This is a genomic window from Bacillus sp. SKDU12, from assembly GCF_010093085.1.
In the GTDB taxonomy this organism is placed as follows: Bacteria; Bacillota; Bacilli; order Bacillales; family Bacillaceae; genus Bacillus; species Bacillus mexicanus.
On sequence record NZ_MSRC01000007.1, the window covers coordinates 16,900 to 38,042 of the forward strand.

16 protein-coding genes and 1 other annotated feature are annotated in these 21,143 nt (G+C 43.6%); of the genes, 14 read left to right on the forward strand and 2 right to left on the reverse strand.

What is annotated here, in order from left to right; translation table 11 throughout:
* Window positions 1-28 precede the first annotated feature (28 nt).
* The 5 genes from tig to yihA all read left to right on the forward strand — a co-directional run bounded on the left by tig (window position 29) and on the right by yihA (window position 7,737).
* On the forward strand, window positions 29-1,303 hold the full coding sequence (gene tig, locus BTW01_RS06505; RefSeq protein WP_162102207.1) for a trigger factor: 1,275 nt from the start codon (window positions 29-31) through the stop codon (window positions 1,301-1,303).
* 271 nt (window positions 1,304-1,574) lie between these two features.
* Window positions 1,575-2,837, forward strand: coding sequence for an ATP-dependent protease ATP-binding subunit ClpX (clpX, locus tag BTW01_RS06510; protein ID WP_162102208.1), 1,263 nt, complete (start codon window positions 1,575-1,577; stop codon window positions 2,835-2,837).
* 154 nt (window positions 2,838-2,991) lie between these two features.
* On the forward strand, window positions 2,992-4,650 hold the full coding sequence (gene lonB, locus BTW01_RS06515; protein ID WP_162102209.1) for an ATP-dependent protease LonB: 1,659 nt from the start codon (window positions 2,992-2,994) through the stop codon (window positions 4,648-4,650).
* Between the two features lie 178 nt (window positions 4,651-4,828).
* Window positions 4,829-7,153: an endopeptidase La gene (lon, locus tag BTW01_RS06520; protein WP_162102210.1), complete on the forward strand. Its 2,325-nt coding sequence runs from the start codon at window positions 4,829-4,831 to the stop codon at window positions 7,151-7,153.
* Window positions 7,150-7,737: a ribosome biogenesis GTP-binding protein YihA/YsxC gene (gene yihA, locus BTW01_RS06525; protein ID WP_162102211.1), complete on the forward strand. Its 588-nt coding sequence runs from the start codon at window positions 7,150-7,152 to the stop codon at window positions 7,735-7,737. Before lon ends, yihA begins: the two co-directional genes overlap by 4 nt.
* A gap of 23 nt (window positions 7,738-7,760) precedes the next feature.
* Here the strand turns inward: yihA and BTW01_RS06530 are convergent, their stop codons facing one another.
* Window positions 7,761-8,258 (reverse strand): hypothetical protein, encoded by a 498-nt coding sequence (locus BTW01_RS06530; protein ID WP_162102212.1) that lies wholly within the window; start codon window positions 8,256-8,258, stop codon window positions 7,761-7,763.
* A 229-nt stretch (window positions 8,259-8,487) separates the two neighbouring features.
* On the opposite strand from BTW01_RS06530, the gene hemA reads away from it, so the two are divergent.
* The 8 genes from hemA to cotN all read left to right on the forward strand — a co-directional run bounded on the left by hemA (window position 8,488) and on the right by cotN (window position 17,818).
* A complete protein-coding gene (hemA, locus tag BTW01_RS06535) occupies window positions 8,488-9,855 on the forward strand; it encodes a glutamyl-tRNA reductase (protein WP_162102213.1) in 1,368 nt (455 codons plus the stop codon).
* A 7-nt stretch (window positions 9,856-9,862) separates the two neighbouring features.
* Window positions 9,863-10,693, forward strand: coding sequence for a cytochrome c biogenesis protein (locus BTW01_RS06540; protein ID WP_162102214.1), 831 nt, complete (start codon window positions 9,863-9,865; stop codon window positions 10,691-10,693).
* Between the two features lie 36 nt (window positions 10,694-10,729).
* Complete coding sequence (hemC, locus tag BTW01_RS06545; RefSeq protein WP_162102215.1) at window positions 10,730-11,671, forward strand: hydroxymethylbilane synthase; 942 nt, start codon at window positions 10,730-10,732, stop codon at window positions 11,669-11,671.
* Complete coding sequence (gene hemD, locus BTW01_RS06550; protein WP_162102216.1) at window positions 11,661-12,449, forward strand: uroporphyrinogen-III synthase; 789 nt, start codon at window positions 11,661-11,663, stop codon at window positions 12,447-12,449. The genes hemC and hemD overlap by 11 nt, the downstream gene beginning before the upstream one ends.
* On the forward strand, window positions 12,446-13,420 hold the full coding sequence (hemB, locus tag BTW01_RS06555; protein WP_162102217.1) for a porphobilinogen synthase: 975 nt from the start codon (window positions 12,446-12,448) through the stop codon (window positions 13,418-13,420). The genes hemD and hemB overlap by 4 nt, the downstream gene beginning before the upstream one ends.
* 29 nt (window positions 13,421-13,449) lie before the next feature.
* Entirely contained in the window at window positions 13,450-14,742 is a 1,293-nt protein-coding gene (gene hemL, locus BTW01_RS06560; protein ID WP_162102218.1) for a glutamate-1-semialdehyde 2,1-aminomutase, read from the forward strand.
* Between the two features lie 131 nt (window positions 14,743-14,873).
* Window positions 14,874-16,760 (forward strand): LysM peptidoglycan-binding domain-containing protein, encoded by a 1,887-nt coding sequence (locus BTW01_RS06565; protein ID WP_162102219.1) that lies wholly within the window; start codon window positions 14,874-14,876, stop codon window positions 16,758-16,760.
* A 32-nt stretch (window positions 16,761-16,792) separates the two neighbouring features.
* Window positions 16,793-17,818, forward strand: a complete 1,026-nt coding sequence (cotN, locus tag BTW01_RS06570) for a spore coat protein CotN (RefSeq protein ID WP_162102220.1) — start codon at window positions 16,793-16,795, stop codon at window positions 17,816-17,818.
* A gap of 18 nt (window positions 17,819-17,836) precedes the next feature.
* On the opposite strand, the gene BTW01_RS06575 is transcribed toward cotN, so the two are convergent.
* Window positions 17,837-18,028, reverse strand: coding sequence for a hypothetical protein (locus BTW01_RS06575; protein WP_162102221.1), 192 nt, complete (start codon window positions 18,026-18,028; stop codon window positions 17,837-17,839).
* A 173-nt stretch (window positions 18,029-18,201) separates the two neighbouring features.
* Window positions 18,202-18,424: a binding site (T-box leader), on the forward strand.
* Between the two features lie 58 nt (window positions 18,425-18,482).
* Here BTW01_RS06575 and valS point away from each other — a divergent pair.
* The gene (gene valS / locus BTW01_RS06580) at window positions 18,483-21,128 is read left to right on the forward strand and encodes a valine--tRNA ligase (protein ID WP_162102222.1); all 2,646 of its coding nucleotides are present in this window, start codon (window positions 18,483-18,485) and stop codon (window positions 21,126-21,128) included.
* The last annotated feature ends 15 nt before the right edge of the window (window positions 21,129-21,143 follow it).

The window sequence follows — 21,143 nt, forward strand, 5'->3', positions numbered from 1 at the left end:
ACCTGAATAGATTTTTGGAGGGAAACACATGTCTGTAAAATGGGAAAAACAAGAAGGCAACGAAGGCGTTTTAACGGTTGAAGTTGATGCTGAAACGTTTAAAACAGCACTTGATGATGCGTTTAAAAAAGTAGTAAAACAAGTTTCAATTCCTGGATTCCGTAAAGGTAAAATTCCACGCGGATTATTCGAACAGCGCTTTGGCGTAGAAGCTCTTTACCAAGATGCTTTGGATATTCTTCTTCCTGTAGAATACCCTAAAGCGATTGAAGAAGCTGGAATCGAGCCGGTAGACCGTCCTGAAATTGATGTTGAAAAAATCGAAAAAGGCGAAAGCTTAATCTTCACTGCGAAAGTAACAGTAAAACCTGAAGTGAAGCTTGGCGACTACAAAGGCTTAGGCATTGAAAAAGACGACACGGCTGTAACTGATGAAGATGTTCAAAACGAACTAAAAGCACTTCAAGAGCGTCAAGCTGAGCTTGTTGTAAAAGAAGAAGGCGCTGTTGAAGAAGGAAACACAGTTGTTCTTGATTTCGAAGGATTCGTTGACGGCGAAGCATTCGAAGGCGGAAAAGCTGAAAACTACTCTCTAGAAGTAGGTTCTGGTTCATTCATCCCTGGCTTCGAAGAACAGTTAGTGGGTCTTGAAGCGGGCGCCGAGAAGGATGTTGAAGTGACATTCCCTGAAGAGTACCACGCTGAAGATCTTGCAGGCAAACCAGCTGTCTTCAAAGTGAAAATTCACGAAATCAAAGCGAAAGAGCTTCCTGAGCTTGACGATGAATTCGCAAAAGATATCGATGAAGAAGTGGAAACACTTGCTGAACTAACTGAAAAAACAAAGAAACGTTTAGAAGAAGCAAAAGAAAACGAAGCTGACGCTAAATTGCGTGAAGAGCTTGTTCTGAAAGCATCTGAAAATGCTGAAATGGATGTGCCGCAAGCAATGGTTGACACTGAGCTTGACCGTATGCTGAAAGAATTCGAACAGCGTCTGCAAATGCAAGGTATGAACCTTGAGCTTTACACTCAATTCTCAGGCCAAGATGAAGCTGCGTTAAAAGAGCAAATGAAAGAAGATGCTGAAAAACGCGTTAAATCTAACCTGACTCTTGAAGCAATTGCGAAAGCGGAAAACCTTGAAGTATCAGATGAGGAAGTTGAAGCTGAGCTTACTAAAATGGCTGAAGCATACAACATGCCTGTTGAAAATATTAAACAAGCCATCGGTTCAGCTGACGCGATGAAAGAAGATTTAAAAGTTCGCAAAGCAATTGATTTTCTTGTTGAAAACCGTTAATATGGTGCATAATAATAGTAATAATAAAACAGGGCGCGAATCATTCGTGCCTTGTTTTGTACAATTATGAGTTATCTCTTTTTCTTGGGGTAAGATAGTTAATGCAGAACTGTTTTTTCTCATACATATAGAATGTGCAAGTCAGAAACACATTGTTACCGTCTTTTTGGAAAGTATGGTAAAATGCAATACATACTCGTTCGTTTCAAGAATCATTTTCTTTTGCTCTGGTGGTAAAAGAAAAAGTGAGACAAGATTAAGGGGTGAAAGAATGTTTAAATTTAACGAGGAAAAAGGACAATTAAAATGCTCGTTCTGCGGAAAAACACAAGATCAGGTTCGTAAGCTTGTAGCTGGACCTGGTGTATATATATGTGACGAATGTATCGAACTCTGCACTGAAATTGTAGAGGAAGAACTCGGAACAGAGGAAGAAGTAGAATTTAAAGACGTACCAAAGCCTCAGGAAATCCGCGAAATTCTGAATGAATATGTCATCGGACAGGATCAAGCGAAGAAATCACTTGCTGTTGCTGTGTATAACCACTATAAGCGCATTAACTCCAACAGCAAAGTTGATGATGTTGAGCTTTCGAAAAGTAATATTTCATTAATCGGCCCGACAGGAAGCGGTAAAACCCTTCTGGCGCAAACATTGGCTCGTATTTTAAATGTACCGTTTGCGATTGCGGACGCTACGTCTTTGACTGAGGCTGGATACGTGGGTGAAGATGTTGAGAACATTCTCTTGAAGCTCATCCAAGCTGCTGATTATGATGTGGAAAAAGCAGAAAAAGGCATTATCTATATCGATGAAATCGATAAAGTGGCAAGAAAGTCAGAAAACCCATCTATTACACGTGACGTGTCAGGTGAAGGTGTGCAGCAGGCATTGCTTAAAATTCTTGAGGGCACAGTGGCAAGCGTGCCGCCTCAAGGAGGACGTAAGCATCCTCATCAAGAATTCATTCAAATTGACACAACAAATATTTTGTTCATTTGCGGCGGTGCTTTCGATGGTATCGAACAAATCATCAAACGCCGTTTAGGGCAAAAAGTGATCGGGTTCGGCGGAGACAATAAAGCTGCGGATCTTGAGAAGGAAGACCTTCTTCAAAAAGCGCTTCCTGAAGATTTGCTCCGCTTTGGGTTAATTCCTGAATTTATCGGGCGTCTTCCGGTTATTGCAAGCCTTGAAAAGCTCGATGAAGAAGCGTTGGTTGCGATTTTAACAAAACCGAAAAACGCTCTTGTTAAGCAATTCAAGAAAATGCTTGAGCTTGATAATGTAGAGCTTGAGTTTGAAGAAGAAGCGCTCTCTGAAATTGCTAAAAAAGCGATCGAACGCAAAACGGGAGCCCGTGGACTTCGTTCTATCATTGAAGGTATCATGCTTGAAGTGATGTTTGAGCTGCCTTCTCGTGATGACATTGAAAAATGTGTGATCACCGGGGCAACAGTGACAAGTGGAGAATCTCCTCGCCTCTTATTAAAAGACGGCACTGAGGTAAACCAAGATAAAACATCTGCATAAAGATAAGCAAAAAACCTCCTGAATGGTGACATTCAGGAGGTTTTTTTGTCATGCAATCTCTTCTGAAAAAACGTTTATTCCATGCTTCTATGGGAGATACTAGCAACCAGAGGAATGAATTGGATACATAAATTGTTTTTCAGGAGGGACCATCATGAGTTGGACAGGGATCGCGTTATTTATTCAGCTGTTTTTTGGGATCATTATTGGTTTGTATTTTTGGAATTTACTTAAAAACCAAAGGACACAAAAGGTCACGATAGATAAGGAATCAAAGAAGGAAATGGAGCAGCTGCGAAAAATGCGCGCTATCAGCTTGTCTGAGCCATTATCCGAAAAAGTCCGCCCTAAAAGCTTTCAAGATATCGTCGGACAGGAAGACGGCATCAAAGCATTAAAGGCCGCTTTGTGCGGACCGAATCCTCAGCATGTCATTGTCTATGGACCTCCCGGAGTTGGGAAAACAGCTGCTGCACGGCTGGTGTTAGAAGAAGCGAAAAAGCATAATCAATCGCCTTTTAAAGAGCAGGCTGTTTTTGTGGAACTCGATGCGACAACAGCGCGTTTTGATGAAAGGGGAATTGCTGATCCGCTCATCGGCTCTGTCCATGATCCGATATACCAAGGAGCAGGAGCGATGGGACAGGCGGGGATTCCGCAGCCAAAGCAGGGAGCTGTAACTCATGCCCATGGCGGTGTGCTGTTTATTGATGAAATAGGGGAATTGCATCCGATTCAAATGAATAAAATGCTGAAGGTCCTTGAGGACAGAAAAGTCTTTTTAGACAGTGCGTATTACAGCGAGGAAAACACACAAATCCCGAATCATATTCACGATATTTTTCAAAATGGACTGCCGGCTGATTTTCGGCTGATTGGTGCGACGACAAGAATGCCGAATGAAATTCCGCCAGCTATCCGATCTCGCTGTTTAGAAGTGTTTTTTCGCGAGCTTGAAAAGGATGAACTAAAAACAGTTGCCAAAACAGCAGCTGATAAAATTGAAAAAAACATTTCTGTTGAGGGTCTCGATCTGCTGACAAGCTATACACGTAACGGGCGCGAAGCTGTTAATATGATTCAAATCGCCGCGGGGATGGCGGTAACGGAGAATCGGAAAGACATTACAATTGAAGATATTGAATGGGTCATTCATTCCAGTCAGCTTACGCCGAAGCACGAGCAAAAAATCGGAGCCGAACCGCAAGTCGGCATTGTAAATGGCCTTGCAGTATATGGACCTAACAGCGGCTCGCTTCTGGAAATCGAAGTGAGTGTAACCGCGGCTCAGGATAAAGGATCCATTAATATCACAGGAATAGCTGAAGAAGAAAGCATCGGCAGTCAATCAAAATCCATACGGCGCAAAAGCATGGCGAAAGGTTCGGTTGAAAATGTGCTAACGGTGCTCCGGACAATGGGAATAAAGCCGTCTGATTATGATATTCATATTAATTTCCCAGGAGGAATTCCGATTGACGGGCCGTCGGCAGGTATTGCAATGGCGACAGGAATTTTTTCGGCGATTCACAAAATCCCAATTGACAATACCGTTGCCATGACGGGCGAAATCAGCCTGAACGGTCTTGTGAAACCCATTGGAGGCGTCATTCCAAAAATAAAAGCGGCCAAGCAGTCTGGTGCGAAAAAAGTGATTATCCCATATGAAAATCAGCAGGCGATCTTAAAACAGATTGACGGAATTACAATTATGGCAGTGAAAACATTCCAGGAAGTGCTGGATGAAATTTTAGTGAATCCGCCAACGGAACAAAAACCGTTTCCTGTTGAAATCAACAAAGAATCCGTTTAACCCTATTTTAAAATAGGGTTTTTTTTATGAAGGACATCTTTTCCTTTTTCATATCAAAAAGAAAGGGTATACTACGAGGAGACTGTTTTATAGAAAATGTAACCATGCCGTTTATTGTACAAGGATGAAAAAGTTGTATTATAATGGTTCATACTAAAGTCACGGAGGTGTCAGTCACATGGCAGAAGAGTTAAAACGCAGCATCCCGCTCCTCCCTTTAAGAGGTTTATTAGTGTACCCGACGATGGTTTTGCACCTAGATGTAGGACGTGACAAGTCGGTTCAGGCTCTTGAACAGGCAATGATGCATGATCATATGATATTTTTAGCTACTCAGCAGGATATTTCGATAGACGAACCGGGTGAAGATGAGATTTTTACTGTCGGCACCTATACTAAAATTAAGCAAATGCTGAAGCTTCCGAACGGTACGATACGTGTGTTGGTTGAGGGTCTCAAGCGTGCCCAAATCGTCAAATACAACGAGTATGAGGATTACACATCGGTCGACATTCAGCTGACCCATGAAGATGATTCAAAAGATACAGAAGACGAAGCATTGATGCGGACATTGTTAGACCACTTTGATCAGTACATAAAAATTTCTAAAAAAATCTCAGCCGAAACGTACGCGGCGGTTACTGATATCGAAGAGCCAGGGAGAATGGCAGATATCGTTGCTTCTCACCTGCCCCTTAAGCTAAAGGATAAGCAGGATATTCTTGAAACGGCTGACGTTAAAGACAGACTGAACAAAGTCATTGATTTTATCAATAACGAAAAAGAAGTGCTGGAGATTGAGAAAAAAATCGGCCAGCGCGTCAAGCGTTCGATGGAGCGTACGCAGAAGGAATACTATCTGCGTGAACAAATGAAGGCGATTCAAAAAGAGCTTGGCGATAAAGAAGGTAAAACGGGCGAAGTTCAGACGCTGACAGAAAAAATTGAAGAAGCAGGCATGCCTGCTCATGTAAAGGAAACGGCACTTAAGGAATTGAACAGATACGAAAAAATTCCGTCAAGTTCCGCAGAAAGCTCTGTAATACGCAACTATATCGAATGGCTGATCGCTCTCCCGTGGACGGATGAGACAGATGATAAGCTTGATTTGAAAGAAGCAGGGCGTCTTTTAGATGAAGAACACCACGGACTTGAAAAAGTGAAAGAGCGCATTTTAGAATATTTGGCTGTCCAGAAGCTGACAAAATCACTGAAAGGCCCGATTCTCTGCTTGGCAGGACCTCCTGGTGTTGGAAAAACATCTTTAGCCAAATCAATTGCAAAAAGCATGGAGCGGGAATTTGTCAGAGTCTCCCTCGGAGGAGTACGTGACGAATCAGAAATCCGCGGACATAGACGAACATATGTCGGCGCAATGCCTGGACGAATTATTCAAGGCATGAAAAAAGCAGGCAAGCTGAACCCGGTTTTCTTATTAGATGAAATAGACAAAATGTCATCTGATTTCAGAGGCGATCCGTCTTCTGCTATGCTTGAAGTGCTTGATCCAGAGCAAAACAGCACCTTCAGTGACCACTATATTGAAGAAACATTTGATTTATCAAAAGTGCTGTTTATCGCAACGGCAAACAATTTGGCCACGATCCCTGGCCCGCTCAGAGACAGAATGGAAATCATTAATATTGCGGGCTACACAGAAGTAGAAAAACTTGAAATCGTAAAAGACCACCTTCTTCCAAAGCAGATCAAGGAACACGGACTGAAAAAAACTAACCTTCATCTTCGTGATCAAGCGATTCTTGATATTATTCGCTACTACACGAGGGAAGCAGGAGTGCGAAGCCTTGAACGCCAGCTTGCTGCGATTTGCCGTAAGGCTGCCAAAGCCATTGTCGCTGAAGAGCGAAAACGGATTACGATTACTGAAAAGAACCTTCAGGACTTTATCGGGAAGCGTATTTTCAGATACGGACAAGCTGAAGCAGAAGATCAAATAGGTGTAGTGACAGGGCTTGCCTATACAACAGTCGGCGGAGATACACTGTCGATTGAAGTATCGCTTTCTCCGGGGAAAGGAAAATTGATCCTGACAGGAAAGCTTGGAGATGTAATGAAAGAGTCAGCTCAGGCTGCATTCAGCTATGTGCGTTCAAAAACAGAAGAACTTGGCATTGAACCTGACTTTCATGAGAAGTATGATATTCATATACATGTACCTGAGGGCGCGGTGCCTAAAGATGGTCCATCAGCTGGCATTACAATGGCGACAGCGCTTGTTTCTGCTTTAACAGGTCGGGCGGTTTCGCGTGAGGTCGGCATGACTGGCGAAATCACGCTTCGCGGGCGCGTGCTGCCGATCGGCGGATTGAAGGAAAAAGCGCTTGGTGCCCATAGAGCGGGGCTTACGACCATTATTGCGCCTAAAGAGAATGAAAAAGATATAGAGGATATTCCAGAAAGCGTCAGAGAGGGTCTGACCTTTATATTGGCGTCTCATCTAGACGAAGTTTTGGAACATGCCTTAGTAGGAGAGAAAAAATGAAAGTCACAAAGTCAGAAATCGTGATCAGTGCAGTTAAGCCAGAGCAGTACCCTGAGGGCGGGCTTCCGGAAATTGCACTGGCCGGAAGATCGAACGTAGGAAAATCGTCTTTTATTAATTCATTAATCAACCGCAAAAATTTGGCGAGAACATCATCTAAACCAGGAAAAACACAAACGCTTAATTTCTATATTATCAATGATGAGCTGCATTTTGTGGATGTACCGGGTTACGGTTTTGCCAAAGTGTCAAAATCCGAGCGGGAAGCTTGGGGCAGAATGATTGAAACCTACATCACGATGCGAGAGAATTTGAAAGCAGTGGTGCAGATCGTTGATTTACGGCATGCGCCGTCTAATGATGATGTACAGATGTATGAATTCTTAAAGTATTACGGTATTCCTGTCATTGTTATTGCCACAAAGGCGGATAAGATCCCGAAAGGAAAATGGGATAAACACGCAAAGGTTGTCCGACAGACATTAAATATTGATCCAGAAGACGAGCTGATTCTCTTCTCCTCAGAAACGAAAAAGGGGAAAGACGAAGCTTGGGGAGCGATCAAAAAAATGATAAACCGGTAGAGAACATTCTCTGCCGGTTTTATTTATCGTATAGATTTTTTTCGTTTTATCAATAATAACAATAAACTGATTCCTATAAAGACAAACGGCCAGTACTCTTTCAAAAGGGCTGTCGGGATATGCACAGACTCAAGCCACGCCATGATTTGTTTGAAAAAGTATAAAAACAGGGAAAAACAAATCATCGATACCGCTTCATATACATATTCTTTTTTCTGTGCGGTTGACACCAAAAGCGAGAAGCCGATAATAAATACGAGCATTTCAAAATGATCCGGCCACCATAGCCATTTTGGTTTAGCGAAAAAGTGTAAGCCAAACCCGAAAAGAAGCAAACCGATAAAGAAATGCGGTGTGACGGTTTCTTTTTTTCCTTGATAAACAAAGGCTGCACCTAACAGCATGAGGAGAACAGGCCATTGATCCTGCCCTGAAAATATTTTGGCTTGGCCGCTTTCGAGCCATGCATATACAGAAGCGGCAAGCAGCAGACAAGGGAATAAAATTGATTTTTGTTTCATGTGTATCACCTTCTTGTTTTTTAGAGCAGATGTGTAGTGAATTTCTGCTGTTTTTGGTATTGTCAATAGGGATGCTTCTTTTTCGTGGAGCTTTTTCTAATATAGCATAAGAATTTTGAAATCTGTTCACATTTTGTGAAAGAAACTATGTTATAATCATTATAAATAATAAATTCTATGTTAGAATGATTATAAATAAAGAATGGACGTTGGGGGTGCAAAGAAAGCGATGCATATACTTGTTGTGGGAGTAGATTATAAATCCGCCCCTATTGAAATGCGTGAAAAAGTTAGCTTTCAGCCGAATGAGCTGGCTGAAGCGATGGTGCAGCTGAAAGAAGAGAAAAGCATTCTTGAAAACATCATCGTTTCCACCTGCAACCGCACTGAAATTTATGCGGTAGTCGACCAGCTCCATACCGGCCGTTATTATATAAAGAAGTTTTTAGCTGATTGGTTTCAATTAAGCAAAGAAGAGCTGTCACCGTTTTTAACATTTTACGAAAGCGATGCGGCTTTTGAGCATTTATTCCGCGTAGCCTGCGGACTTGATTCTATGGTAATTGGCGAAACGCAGATTCTTGGCCAGGTGCGTGACAGCTTTAAAACAGCTCAGCAAGAAAAAACCATCGGTACTATTTTTAATGAACTGTTTAAGCAGGCCGTTACAGTAGGCAAACGAACTCACGCTGAAACAGACATTGGCTCAAACGCAGTGTCAGTAAGCTATGCTGCAGTTGAACTTGCTAAAAAAATCTTCGGAAACCTTTCAAGTAAGCACATATTGATCCTCGGTGCGGGAAAAATGGGCGAGCTTGCTGCGGAAAACCTGCACGGACAGGGAATTGGCAAGGTCACTGTCATTAACCGAACATATTTGAAAGCGAAGGAGCTTGCAGACCGTTTCTCCGGTGAAGCGAGAAGCTTAAATCAGCTTGAAAGCACGCTTGCGGAGGCCGATATCTTAATCAGTTCAACTGGCGCAAGTGATTTTGTTGTGTCCAAAGAGATGATGGAAAATGCGAACAAGCTTCGCAAGGGACGTCCGCTGTTTATGGTGGACATTGCTGTGCCTAGAGACCTTGATCCAGCGCTGAATGATCTTGAAGGCGTTTTTCTTTATGATATCGATGACCTTGAAGGTATTGTAGAAGCGAACATGAAAGAGCGCAGAGAAACTGCTGAAAAAGTTGAACTGTTAATTGAAGAAACCATTGTGGAGTTCAAACAATGGCTGAATACACTTGGTGTTGTTCCGGTTATTTCTGCATTGCGCGAAAAGGCGCTTGCGATTCAGTCTGAAACGATGGAAAGTATCGAACGGAAGCTGCCTCACTTAAGCACAAGAGAGAAAAAGCTGTTGAACAAACACACCAAAAGCATCATTAACCAAATGCTGCGTGACCCAATTTTAAAGGCGAAAGAGCTTGCGGCAGAAGCTGATTCTGAAGAAAAGCTGGCCTTGTTTATGCAGATTTTTGATATTGAAGAAGCTGCGGACCATCAAACGATGAAAACTGTTGAAAGCAGCCAAAAGGTTCATTCTTTTAAAAAGACTGAATCAAAAGCGGGCTTTGCCCCACTTGTAAGTGAGTGAATGCTGAATGATTGATACTGCAATGGCAAGGCTTAATGAAGGAACAATCGTCATTTATGCATTAAGTGTGCTCTTTTATTTTATAGATTTTCTTCAACACAACCGGAAGGCTGGAAAAATGGCCTTCTGGTTGCTTTCTATTGTCTGGACTCTGCAAACCGTGTATTTGTCCTATTTTATGTGGGTAACGGGGCGGTTTCCGGTATTAAATGTGACAGAGGCGCTTTATTTTTATGCGTGGGTGCTTGTCACACTGTCACTTGTCCTGACAAAGCTATTACGAGTTGACTTTATTGTGTTTTTCACAAATGTGATAGGGTTTTCTCTGATCGCTATCCATACCTTTTCACCGACAGATCAGCAATCAGCCGCTTTTTCCGGGCAGCTGGTATCTGAGCTTTTGGTGATTCATATTACAATGGCGATTCTTTCATACGGGGCCTTTTCCCTTTCTTTCGTTTTTTCTGTGCTGTACATGTTTCAATATCGTCTGCTGAAAAAGAAAAAATGGGGAAAATGGCTGTTGAGAATAGAAGATTTGTCTAAGCTTGATTATATGGCATATGTTCTAAATATCATCGGGGTTCCGATGCTGCTGCTGAGTTTGATTCTCGGTGTCATTTGGGCGTATGTCTCATTAGAAACGCTGTATTGGTTTGACGCCAAAGTGCTTGGTTCGTTTGTCGTCCTGCTGCTGTACAGCTATTATCTTTATATCAGGCTGATAAAAGAGCTGCAAGGAAAGGTCGCTGCACTGTGGAATACGGCTTGTTTTCTCGTGCTGATGATCAATTACTTTCTGCTTGGAAGCCTGTCGCAATTCCATTGGTTCAGTTAAAAGATGTCCCAAGCAGATTCGGGAGGAAAGAAAACGATGAGAACAATAAAAGTAGGTTCGAGACGAAGCAAACTTGCTATGACTCAAACAAAATGGGTCATTCAAAAACTGAAGGAAATCAATCCTTCATTTGATTTTCAAATTAAAGAGATCGTGACAAAAGGCGACCGGATTGTCGATGTTACGCTCTCAAAAGTGGGCGGAAAAGGGCTTTTTGTCAAAGAGATTGAACAAGCGCTTTTGAATGAAGATATTGATATGGCAGTGCACAGTATGAAAGACATGCCCGCTGTTTTGCCTGAAGGCCTTGTGATCGGCTGTATTCCTGAACGGGAAGACCCGCGTGACGCCCTTATCTCAAAGAATCATGTAAAGCTTTCGGAAATGAAGAAAGGCGCTGTCATCGGAACAAGCAGTTTAAGAAGAAGCGCACAGCTTTTGATCGAGCGGCCTGATATTACAATTAAATGGATTCGAGGCAATATAGATACGAGGCTCCAAAAACTGGAAAATGAGGATTATGATGCGATTATTTTAGCTGCAGCCGGCCTTTCCAGAATGGGCTGGAAGCAAGATGTCGTGACAGAATTTCTAGAGCCAGAGTGCTGTTTGCCTGCTGTGGGCCAAGGAGCATTGGCGATTGAGTGCAGAGAATCGGATGAAGAGCTTTTGGCGCTGTTTACGCAGTTTACGGATGAATATACAAAACGGACTGTGTTGGCAGAACGCGCTTATTTAAACGCGATGGAGGGCGGATGCCAGGTTCCGATTGCAGGCTACTCAGTTTTAAATGAGAATGATGAAATTAAATTGACAGGACTTGTCGCTTCTCCTGACGGCAAAATCATTTATAAAGAAACCGTCACCGGAAACGATCCGGAGGACGTTGGAAAGCGCTGTGCTGCTCTGATGGCTGATAAAGGAGCCAAAGATTTAATTGATCGTGTAAAACAGGAGCTTGATGAGGATGGAAAATGATTTTCCGCTGAAAGGAAAAACAGTGCTTGTCACCCGGAATAAGGCACAGGCAAAATCGTTTCGTCAAAAAGTGGAGGCGCTGGGCGGAAAAGCGATTTTGACCTCTTTGATTACGTTTCGCCGCGCTTTGCCGAATGATGCTGCAAAACAAGTGGAAGAGGATCTTGGTGCGCCTGGATGGATTGTTTTTACAAGTGTGAACGGAGCAGACTTCTTTTTTTCTTATCTAAAGGAAAATCAACTCATTTTTCCAGCGTATAAAAAAATTGCGGCTGTCGGTGAAAAAACGGCACGCCGTTTGGAAACGTATGACGTATCGGTTGATGTCATGCCTAAGGATTATATCGCTGAACAGCTGGCAGAGTCCCTTAAAGAGCATGCGAATCCTGCGGAACCAATTACAGTAGTGAAAGGCAATTTGTCACGTGATGTGATCAAACAGGAGCTTGTCCCGCTCGGCTTTGCAGTAAAGGAATGGACTGTTTACGAAACAATTCCGGATGAAGAAGGCATCGAGGCATTAAAAGCAGCTGCGGGCCAATATTCCTTTGACTATGTGACATTTACGAGTTCATCAACCGTACATACGTTTATGCATGTTTTAGGTGAAGAATTGAAACAGTGGCAGGCGAACAAGACGTCATGTATCAGCATCGGACCTTTAACAAGAGACGCACTGCTGACATATGGCATTACATCTCATACGCCTAGTACATTTACAATAGATGGCATGCTTGAGTTAATGTGCAGCATGTCAAGAGAGGAAGAGAAAATATGAGTCAATTATTTAACAGACACCGTCGCCTGCGGGCATCAAAAACAATGAGAGAGATGGTAAAAGAAACACGTTTACACCCATCGGATTTTATTTATCCAATTTTTGTCGTTGAAGGGCTTGAAGGCAGAAAAGCTGTTCCGTCGATGCCTGATGTTTACCATGTATCATTAGATTTATTGAAGGATGAAATAGCAGAGCTGGTTAAACTGGGTATTCAATCGGTCATCGTGTTCGGCATACCTGAAGAAAAAGATGATTGCGGAACGCAAGCGTACCATGACCACGGCATTGTCCAAAAAGCCATTACCGAAATTAAGACACATTTCCCTGAGATGGTTGTTATTGCTGATACATGTTTATGCGAATACACTGATCATGGCCATTGCGGGCTTGTCAAAGACGGCGTAATTCTAAATGATGAATCACTGGAGCTTTTAGCGCAGACGGCTGTCAGCCAAGCGAAAGCAGGGGCGGATATCATTGCGCCTTCAAACATGATGGACGGATTTGTTACAGTGATCAGAGAAGCTCTTGATAAAGAAGGATTCATCAATATTCCGATCATGTCCTACGCTGTGAAATATTCAAGTGAGTTTTACGGTCCATTCCGTGATGCAGCAAACAGCACACCGCAATTCGGGGACCGCAAAACATATCAGATGGACCCTGCCAACCGTATGGAGGCACTCCGCGAAGCGCAATCAGATGTCGAGGAAGGCGCGGACTTTTTGATTGTCAAACCATCACTTTCATATATGGATATCATGCGCGATGTGAAAAATGAGTTTACTTTACCGCTCGTCGCTTATAATGTTAGCGGGGAGTATTCAATGGTGAAGGCTGCAGCGCAGAATGGCTGGATCAAAGAAAAAGAAATCGTGTTAGAAATTTTGACAAGTATGAAGCGTGCAGGCGCGGACCTGATTATTACGTATCATGCTAAAGACGCAGCGAAATGGCTTGCAGAGTAATTTTATTCAGTTGATAGGAGTTGAGGCAGATGAGAAGCTATGAAAAATCAAAAACGGCTTTTAAAGAAGCGCAAAAACTCATGCCGGGCGGTGTGAACAGCCCCGTTCGTGCATTTAAATCGGTAAACATGGATCCGATTTTTATGGAACGCGGAAAAGGCTCGAAAATCTATGATATTGATGGAAATGAATATATCGACTACGTCTTGTCATGGGGACCTCTCATTTTGGGCCATACAAATGACCGTGTTGTAGAGAGCCTTAAAAAAGTGGCTGAATATGGGACAAGCTTCGGCGCTCCGACTGAAGTGGAAAATGAACTGGCGAAGCTCGTCATTGATCGTGTGCCATCTGTAGAAATTGTACGAATGGTCAGCTCCGGCACAGAGGCTACAATGAGTGCCCTCCGTTTAGCAAGGGGGTATACGGGCCGCAATAAAATTTTAAAATTTGAGGGCTGCTACCACGGCCACGGCGATTCCCTCTTAATTAAAGCAGGTTCAGGTGTGGCCACTCTCGGTCTTCCTGACAGCCCTGGTGTGCCTGAGGGTATCGCGAAAAACACCATCACCGTTCCGTACAATGATGCAGAAAGTGTAAAGCTTGCTTTCCAGCAATTCGGTGAAGACATTGCCGGTGTGATCGTAGAACCTGTTGCCGGAAATATGGGCGTTGTTCCGCCGCAAGAAGGCTTCCTGCAAGGTCTGCGTGATATCACTGAGCAATACGGTTCTCTGCTGATTTTTGATGAAGTGATGACAGGCTTCCGGGTTGATTATAACTGTGCCCAAGGCTATTTCGGCGTAACGCCTGATCTCACTTGTTTAGGAAAAGTAATCGGGGGCGGACTTCCTGTCGGCGCTTATGGCGGAAAGGCAGAAATCATGGAGCAGATCGCTCCGAGCGGTCCGATCTATCAAGCCGGCACATTGTCAGGCAACCCGCTTGCAATGACAGCTGGCTTAGAGACATTGAAACAGCTGACACCTGACTCCTATAAGAATTTTATGAAAAAAGGTGACAGACTGGAAGAAGGTATTTCAAAAGCGGCCGAGACTCACGGCATTCCGCATACCTTTAACCGCGCAGGTTCAATGATCGGTTTCTTCTTTACTAACGAGCCTGTTATCAATTATGATACAGCCAAAGCTTCTGATCTGAAGCTGTTCGCTAACTATTACAAAGGAATGGCAAATGAAGGTGTATTCCTTCCGCCATCACAATTCGAAGGGCTTTTCCTTTCAACGGCCCACACTGATGAAGATATTGAAAAAACAATTCAGGCAGCTGAGAAAGTATTTGCTGAAATCAGCCGCGGATAAAAGAAAAACCGGTATCAAGGACAGCCTTGTACCGGTTTTTTCTGTGTCCGTCCACTCATATTTCCCCCAGTTCATACATACACCTTTAGTGACATCTAATTTTAAGGATTAGATGAAAGGAGGATATGAACTTGCCGCAAAATCATCGCTTGCAATTTTCTGTAGAAGAATCGATCTATTTCCAAAAAGGACAGGAAGTTTCTGAACTGCTTTCTATTTCATTAGATCCTGATATTAGGGTTCAGGAAGTAAATGATTATGTATCAATCAGAGGATCGCTTGAACTTACAGGTGAGTACAACATAGATCAAAACAAACATACCGAAGAAATGTATACTGATAAGCGGTTTGTTGAAGAAGTAAGAAAGAGAGCGGATGGAAGTGCTGAGCTGGCTCACTGTTTTCCTGTGGATATTACCATTCCGAAAAATAAAGTGAGTCATTTACAGGATGTCTTCGTCTTTATTGACGCATTTGACTATCAGTTAACAGATTCGCGCATTTTAACGATTCAGGCTGATTTAGCGATCGAAGGGCTTCTGGATGATACGGCAGACAAGGAGCCGGAGATTCCTCTATATGAGGCTTCCGCGGCGTTCAGAGAGGAAGAGCTTTCAGAGCCGCCGATGCAAAGGGCAACAGAAGGGGTTCTGCAGAATGAAATAACAGCCGAATCGCCAGAACTATTTATCTCGGAAGCTGGGCTTCGTGAAGAGCTGGAAACAGAAAAAGCAGAATCTGCTAACCTTAACCTAGAATCAGTTTTTTCAGAACGAGAGACGCGAGAAGGCGTGGAAGACGAGGCATGCCCGGCAGAACTTGCAAAGAGGGAAACGGAGAGCCGTCAAGATTCGGAATTAGAGGAAGATGATGCTTTAGAAACAGAGGATCAAGAGATCGTGAAAGCAGAAAATGAACCGCCAGAGTCAGCAGCTGAAAGTGCAGATGTTCGCGAAGAAGCAGACCCTGCAGCAAAGGCCGAACCGCAGGCAGAGACTGTGAGTTCTGAGGCGCCAGTGTCACCTATTCTCGAATATGCATTGCGCCAAGAGGCTCAAAATGAAGAAACAGAAGAGCCGGAGCACACTGAGCCTGCGTACCGTCAACAAACAGAAGAACAGGAGCACGCTGAACCAGCGCTCCGTCAAGAAACAGAAGAACGAGAGCGCGCTGAGCCAGCACTCCGTCAAGAAACAGAAGAACGGGAGCGCGCTGAGCCTGCGTACCGTCAAGAAACAGAAAAATCGGAGCACGCTAAACCGGCATTCCGTCAAGAAACAGAAAACCGGGAGCATACTGAACCTGCGTACCGTCAAGAAACAGAAAAACCGACGCGCATTGAATCCGAATTCCGTCAAAAAGCTGAAGAAGCTCTGGAGACTGAATCTCAGGCCGTATCTTCCATTGAAGAAAGCCGAGAGGGAAAATCTTCCTCAGCTCCACAGGCGGAGAATGACGAAGCCGCTTTACAGCTTCATCATAATCAAAAAGCAAGCTTGAAGGAGGAGACATCTCAAGAAGAAGAGTCTGCACCGGCATACCGAACCTTCCTGCCTGAACATGAAGATGAGGTTTCTTTTTATTCAGCGCCTAAGCTGCTGGAAGAGGAAGAACAAGGGGAGGAAAGTTTTCAGATTGAAGTGAGGAAAATACCGCCGGCTGAAGAACCTGAGGAAGAAACTTCTCTTCAATCCTTCCAGCAGCCTAATGCCTCAGAAACTGAAAGGGAGAAACCAAAGGCTGTTCCTAGGACTGCTCCTGCTGCTGAAAAGAAAGAGCCTCAAGCAAATGAAAGTAATAATTCTCTTTACTTAACAAAGCTCTTTACGAGAGAAGAGGATGAATTTTCGAGAATGAAAATATGCATTGTTCAGCAGGAAGACACGATCGAGCGTTTATGTGAACGGTATGAAATTACCTCCCAGCAGCTGATCAGGATGAATTCCTTAGCATTGGATGATGAATTGAAAGCAGGTCAAATCCTTTATATTCCTCAAAATAAACATAGCCATGCGTAAGTCGTAAGCGATTGGAAAATGTGGTGAATGGAATGGAAGAAACCCAATCGGTTCTTCAGGAATACGGACTGACTGCTCAATTTATTGAGCCTGTCAGTCCTCTTGTATGGAAAGTGTATACAGACTACGGTATATTTGCCCTGAAAAAATTGAAATCGGTTCGCAGCAAACAGTTTACAGATCATATGGTGGCGATTGAGGAAAAAGGTTTTCGTTCGTTTGTTCCCGTTTACAGAACAAATAGCGGTGCGTTTTTATCGGCTGGTGTACAATCAGGAGATTCCTATTATTTAATGCCTTGGCTCCAATTTGACCAAGAGGAAGAACAGGATCAAAAACATACTTATTTATTTAGAGAAGCAGCCCGTCTTCACGAGAGAACTGCACAGGAAATGAAGATTAGCCGTAATGATGTTGAAGGTTATTACGGTCAAACGAAAAAAAAGTGGGAACAGGATAAAATGTTCTATGAACAGTTTGTGGATAGAGCGGAGAAGGAATGGTACCTTTCCCCATTTGAACTCCAAGCTGTAAGCTGCTTTTCAGAAACCATTTCTGCGGTGCGCTTTGCATTGGAACGGCTGGAGGACTGGTATGAGTCGGCAAAAGAAAAGGATGTCTCAAGAGTTGTGATGAATCACGGCAGCTTGTCTATCCATCATTTTCTGTATAATGATGCAGGCACCGGGTATTTTACAAATTTTGAAAGGGCATCTGTCGGTCCTCCGCAAAACGACCTGCTCGGCTTTTATACAAAAATGTTCAGGGGATTTCCAAAAGCTTGTCCAGAATGCGTCGAATGGTTTTATGCCTACACGAAATCATTCCCTTTGCATGAAGCGGAGGTTAGTCTTTTTCTCAGCTATATGGCGTACCCGGCAGCCGTGTATAAGGTGCTGTACCGTTATGAAACTGGGAAAAGACAGCATGAAAAGGATGAATGTACACATTTATTAAAGGCCTACTGGCAAATGAAAAATATAGAGCCGTTTTTGATGAAAATTTATCAAATTGAACAAGAGAAAAAATATCAGGCTGAAAACGAGTCCACGTCTTAATGGCGCGGACTTGTTTGTTTATATCCATTCTAAATGAAGGGCACAAGCTAAAATGATTAGAATTGCGAGCAGCAAAACATCAAAGGTTGTCGGAAAGAAAATGGTTCTGATCCCTTGAAATATTGAAATGGGGATAATCACTTGTACGGATACAAGCCGAATCTGTTTGACCCACGGCGGCAGCGAATAAGAGCTGAATCGTTTCTTCACGGTGCATCCTCCTCCTACGCATTTACAAGCATCATATGTAAACTTGGGCAATAGGTGCCTGCCTATTCGGTATAGAAAGCGGCGTTTTTGGAAAAGATGATTGACGAATCAAAAACACTTTTACTATAATAAAGAGCATAAATAAAAGTATATAATGAGCTGATAGATACGATACACCTGCTTAGAACGGGAAGAGTACAAAAAAGGCGCATGCAGAGAGAGAAGCCGTTTGCTGAAAGGCTTCTTATGCTGTCTGATTGGAAGGTCGCCCGGGAGCATAATTTCTTGAAAGAAGAGTAGAGAAATTCGGGAAACACCCGTTATCCGTTGTAAGTGCATGAACTGGTATAGTTCATGAAAAAAGGTGGTACCGCGAAAGAGCTTTTCGTCCTTTTACAGGATGAAGAGCTCTTTTGTCGTTCTCAGCCATTTTTAAACATGTTGGAGGGTTATGATGGAAACGAATGAGCAGATGACAATGCCGACGAAATATGATCCGGCAGCGGTTGAAAAAGACCGATATAATTTTTGGCTGAAAGGCAAATTCTTCGAAGCTGGAAGTGACGAGACAAAAGAGCCGTATTCTGTTGTTATTCCGCCGCCAAACGTAACAGGAAGACTTCATCTTGGCCATGCGTGGGACACAACGCTGCAAGACATTGTAACTAGGATGAAACGCATGCAGGGCTATGATGTGCTGTGGCTTCCAGGTATGGACCACGCCGGCATTGCGACACAGGCTAAAGTAGAAGCGAAACTTCGTGAAGAAGGCAAATCCCGCTACGATTTGGGACGCGAGAAATTCCTCGAGGAAACGTGGAGCTGGAAGGAAGAGTATGCTGACTTTATCCGAAGCCAGTGGGCGAAATTAGGGCTTGGCCTTGATTATTCCCGTGAACGGTTCACGCTGGATGAAGGTTTAAGCAAAGCGGTTCGTGAAGTATTCGTTAAGCTTTATGAAAAAGACCTGATTTATAGAGGCGAATATATTATTAACTGGGATCCTGCGACAAAAACAGCCTTATCTGACATTGAGGTCATTTACAAAGATGTTCAAGGCGCATTTTATCATATGAGCTATCCGCTCGCTGATGGTTCAGGTTCAATTGAAATTGCGACGACACGTCCTGAAACGATGCTCGGTGATACGGCTGTTGCCGTTCACCCTGAAGACGAACGCTATAAACACCTTATCGGAAAAACGGTGATCCTGCCGATTGTAAATCGTGAAATTCCGATTGTGAGTGATGATTACGTTGATATGGAATTTGGTTCAGGTGCCGTGAAAATTACACCTGCTCATGATCCGAACGACTTCGAGCTTGGCAACCGCCACAATTTAGAGCGCATACTCGTTATGAATGAAGATGGTACGATGAATGAAAATGCCCTGCAATATCAAGGTTTGGATCGTTTTGAATGCCGCAAAAAGCTCGTGAAGGATTTACAGGAAGCGGGAGTTCTCTTCAAAATCGAGGATCACATGCACTCTGTCGGCCATAGTGAACGAAGCGGGGCTGTTGTGGAGCCTTATCTTTCTACACAATGGTTTGTGCATATGCAGCCGCTTGCTGATGCAGCGATTGAACTGCAAAAGAAAGAAGCAAAGGTCAACTTTGTGCCTGACCGTTTTGAAAAAACGTATTTACACTGGATGGAAAACATTCGCGACTGGTGTATTTCCCGTCAATTGTGGTGGGGACACCGTATTCCTGCCTGGTATCATAAAGAAACAGGCGAGCTATATGTCGGGCTTGAAGCGCCTGAGGACAGCGAAAATTGGGAACAAGATACAGACGTATTGGACACATGGTTCAGTTCTGCGCTTTGGCCTTTCTCCACGATGGGCTGGCCTGACGTAACGGCTGAAGACTTTAAGCGATACTATCCGACAGACGTTCTCGTAACAGGATACGACATCATTTTCTTCTGGGTGTCACGCATGATTTTCCAAGGTATCGAATTTACAGGCGAGCGCCCGTTCAAAGATGTGTTAATCCATGGCTTAATCCGTGACGAGCAAGGCCGGAAAATGAGTAAATCTCTTGGCAACGGTGTCGATCCGATGGATGTCATTGACAAGTACGGAGCCGATTCTCTGCGTTATTTCCTAGCGACAGGAAGCTCTCCGGGCCAGGATCTGCGCTTTAGCTATGAAAAGGTGGAATCGACTTGGAATTTCGCCAATAAAATTTGGAATGCCTCCCGTTTTGCATTAATGAACATGGACGGCATGTCATACGATGAGCTTGATCTGTCAGGTGAAAAATCAGTAGCTGACAAGTGGATTTTAACGCGATTAAATGAAACGATCGAGCACGTGACCCAGCTTGCTGATCGATATGAATTTGGTGAAGTCGGCCGCCATTTATATAATTTCATTTGGGATGATTTCTGTGATTGGTATATTGAAATGGCGAAGCTACCGCTTTACGGAGAAGACGAAGCGGCTAAGAAAACAACTCGTTCCATCCTTGCTTACGTACTGGATCAAACGATGCGTCTGCTCCATCCATTTATGCCATTCTTAACGGAAGAGATTTGGCAGCACCTTCCTCACCAAGGGGAATCGATTACAGTAAGTCAATGGCCTGTTGTTGTGCCAGAGCATACGGATGCGGAAGCGGCGGCTGACATGAAGCTTCTTGTTGAGCTGATCCGTTCTGTGCGTAATATCCGCAGTGAAGTCAATACGCCAATGAGCAAGCAGGTTGAACTGCATATTAAAACAAGCACAGACGAAATCGCAGCCCGTCTCGAAGCGAACCGTTCGTATGTTGAACGCTTTACGAATCCGAGCGTGCTTAAAATCGGCACGGATATCAAGGCTGTTGATAAAGCAATGACGGCCGTTGTCTCAGGAGCAGAGGTTATTCTTCCGCTTGAAGGCTTAATTAATATCGACGAAGAAATTGCCCGTCTGCAAAAAGAATTCGATAAGCTGACAAAAGAAGTCGAGCGTGTCCAAAAGAAACTTGGAAATGAAGGATTTATCAAAAAAGCCCCTGCGCACGTAATTGATGAAGAACGTGAAAAAGAAAAAGATTATGTGGCAAAGCGTGACGCTGTTCAAAAACGAATGGCTGAGCTGAAAGGTTAATGAAAAAGCGGGGCG

What these genes read in the sequence shown, in the direction of transcription:
- hemC (WP_162102215.1), top strand. Translation starts at nt 10,730, where the DNA reads ATGAGAACAATAAAAGTAGGTTCGAGACGAAGCAAACTTGCTATGACT.
- valS (WP_162102222.1), top strand. Translation starts at nt 18,483, where the DNA reads ATGGAAACGAATGAGCAGATGACAATGCCGACGAAATATGATCCGGCA.
- yihA (WP_162102211.1), top strand. Translation starts at nt 7,150, where the DNA reads ATGAAAGTCACAAAGTCAGAAATCGTGATCAGTGCAGTTAAGCCAGAG.
- clpX (WP_162102208.1), top strand. Translation starts at nt 1,575, where the DNA reads ATGTTTAAATTTAACGAGGAAAAAGGACAATTAAAATGCTCGTTCTGC.
- hemD (WP_162102216.1), top strand. Translation starts at nt 11,661, where the DNA reads ATGGAAAATGATTTTCCGCTGAAAGGAAAAACAGTGCTTGTCACCCGG.
- lon (WP_162102210.1), top strand. Translation starts at nt 4,829, where the DNA reads ATGGCAGAAGAGTTAAAACGCAGCATCCCGCTCCTCCCTTTAAGAGGT.
- BTW01_RS06530 (WP_162102212.1), bottom strand. Translation starts at nt 8,258, where the DNA reads ATGAAACAAAAATCAATTTTATTCCCTTGTCTGCTGCTTGCCGCTTCT.
- hemL (WP_162102218.1), top strand. Translation starts at nt 13,450, where the DNA reads ATGAGAAGCTATGAAAAATCAAAAACGGCTTTTAAAGAAGCGCAAAAA.
- hemB (WP_162102217.1), top strand. Translation starts at nt 12,446, where the DNA reads ATGAGTCAATTATTTAACAGACACCGTCGCCTGCGGGCATCAAAAACA.
- cotN (WP_162102220.1), top strand. Translation starts at nt 16,793, where the DNA reads ATGGAAGAAACCCAATCGGTTCTTCAGGAATACGGACTGACTGCTCAA.
- lonB (WP_162102209.1), top strand. Translation starts at nt 2,992, where the DNA reads ATGAGTTGGACAGGGATCGCGTTATTTATTCAGCTGTTTTTTGGGATC.
- hemA (WP_162102213.1), top strand. Translation starts at nt 8,488, where the DNA reads ATGCATATACTTGTTGTGGGAGTAGATTATAAATCCGCCCCTATTGAA.
- tig (WP_162102207.1), top strand. Translation starts at nt 29, where the DNA reads ATGTCTGTAAAATGGGAAAAACAAGAAGGCAACGAAGGCGTTTTAACG.
- BTW01_RS06540 (WP_162102214.1), top strand. Translation starts at nt 9,863, where the DNA reads ATGATTGATACTGCAATGGCAAGGCTTAATGAAGGAACAATCGTCATT.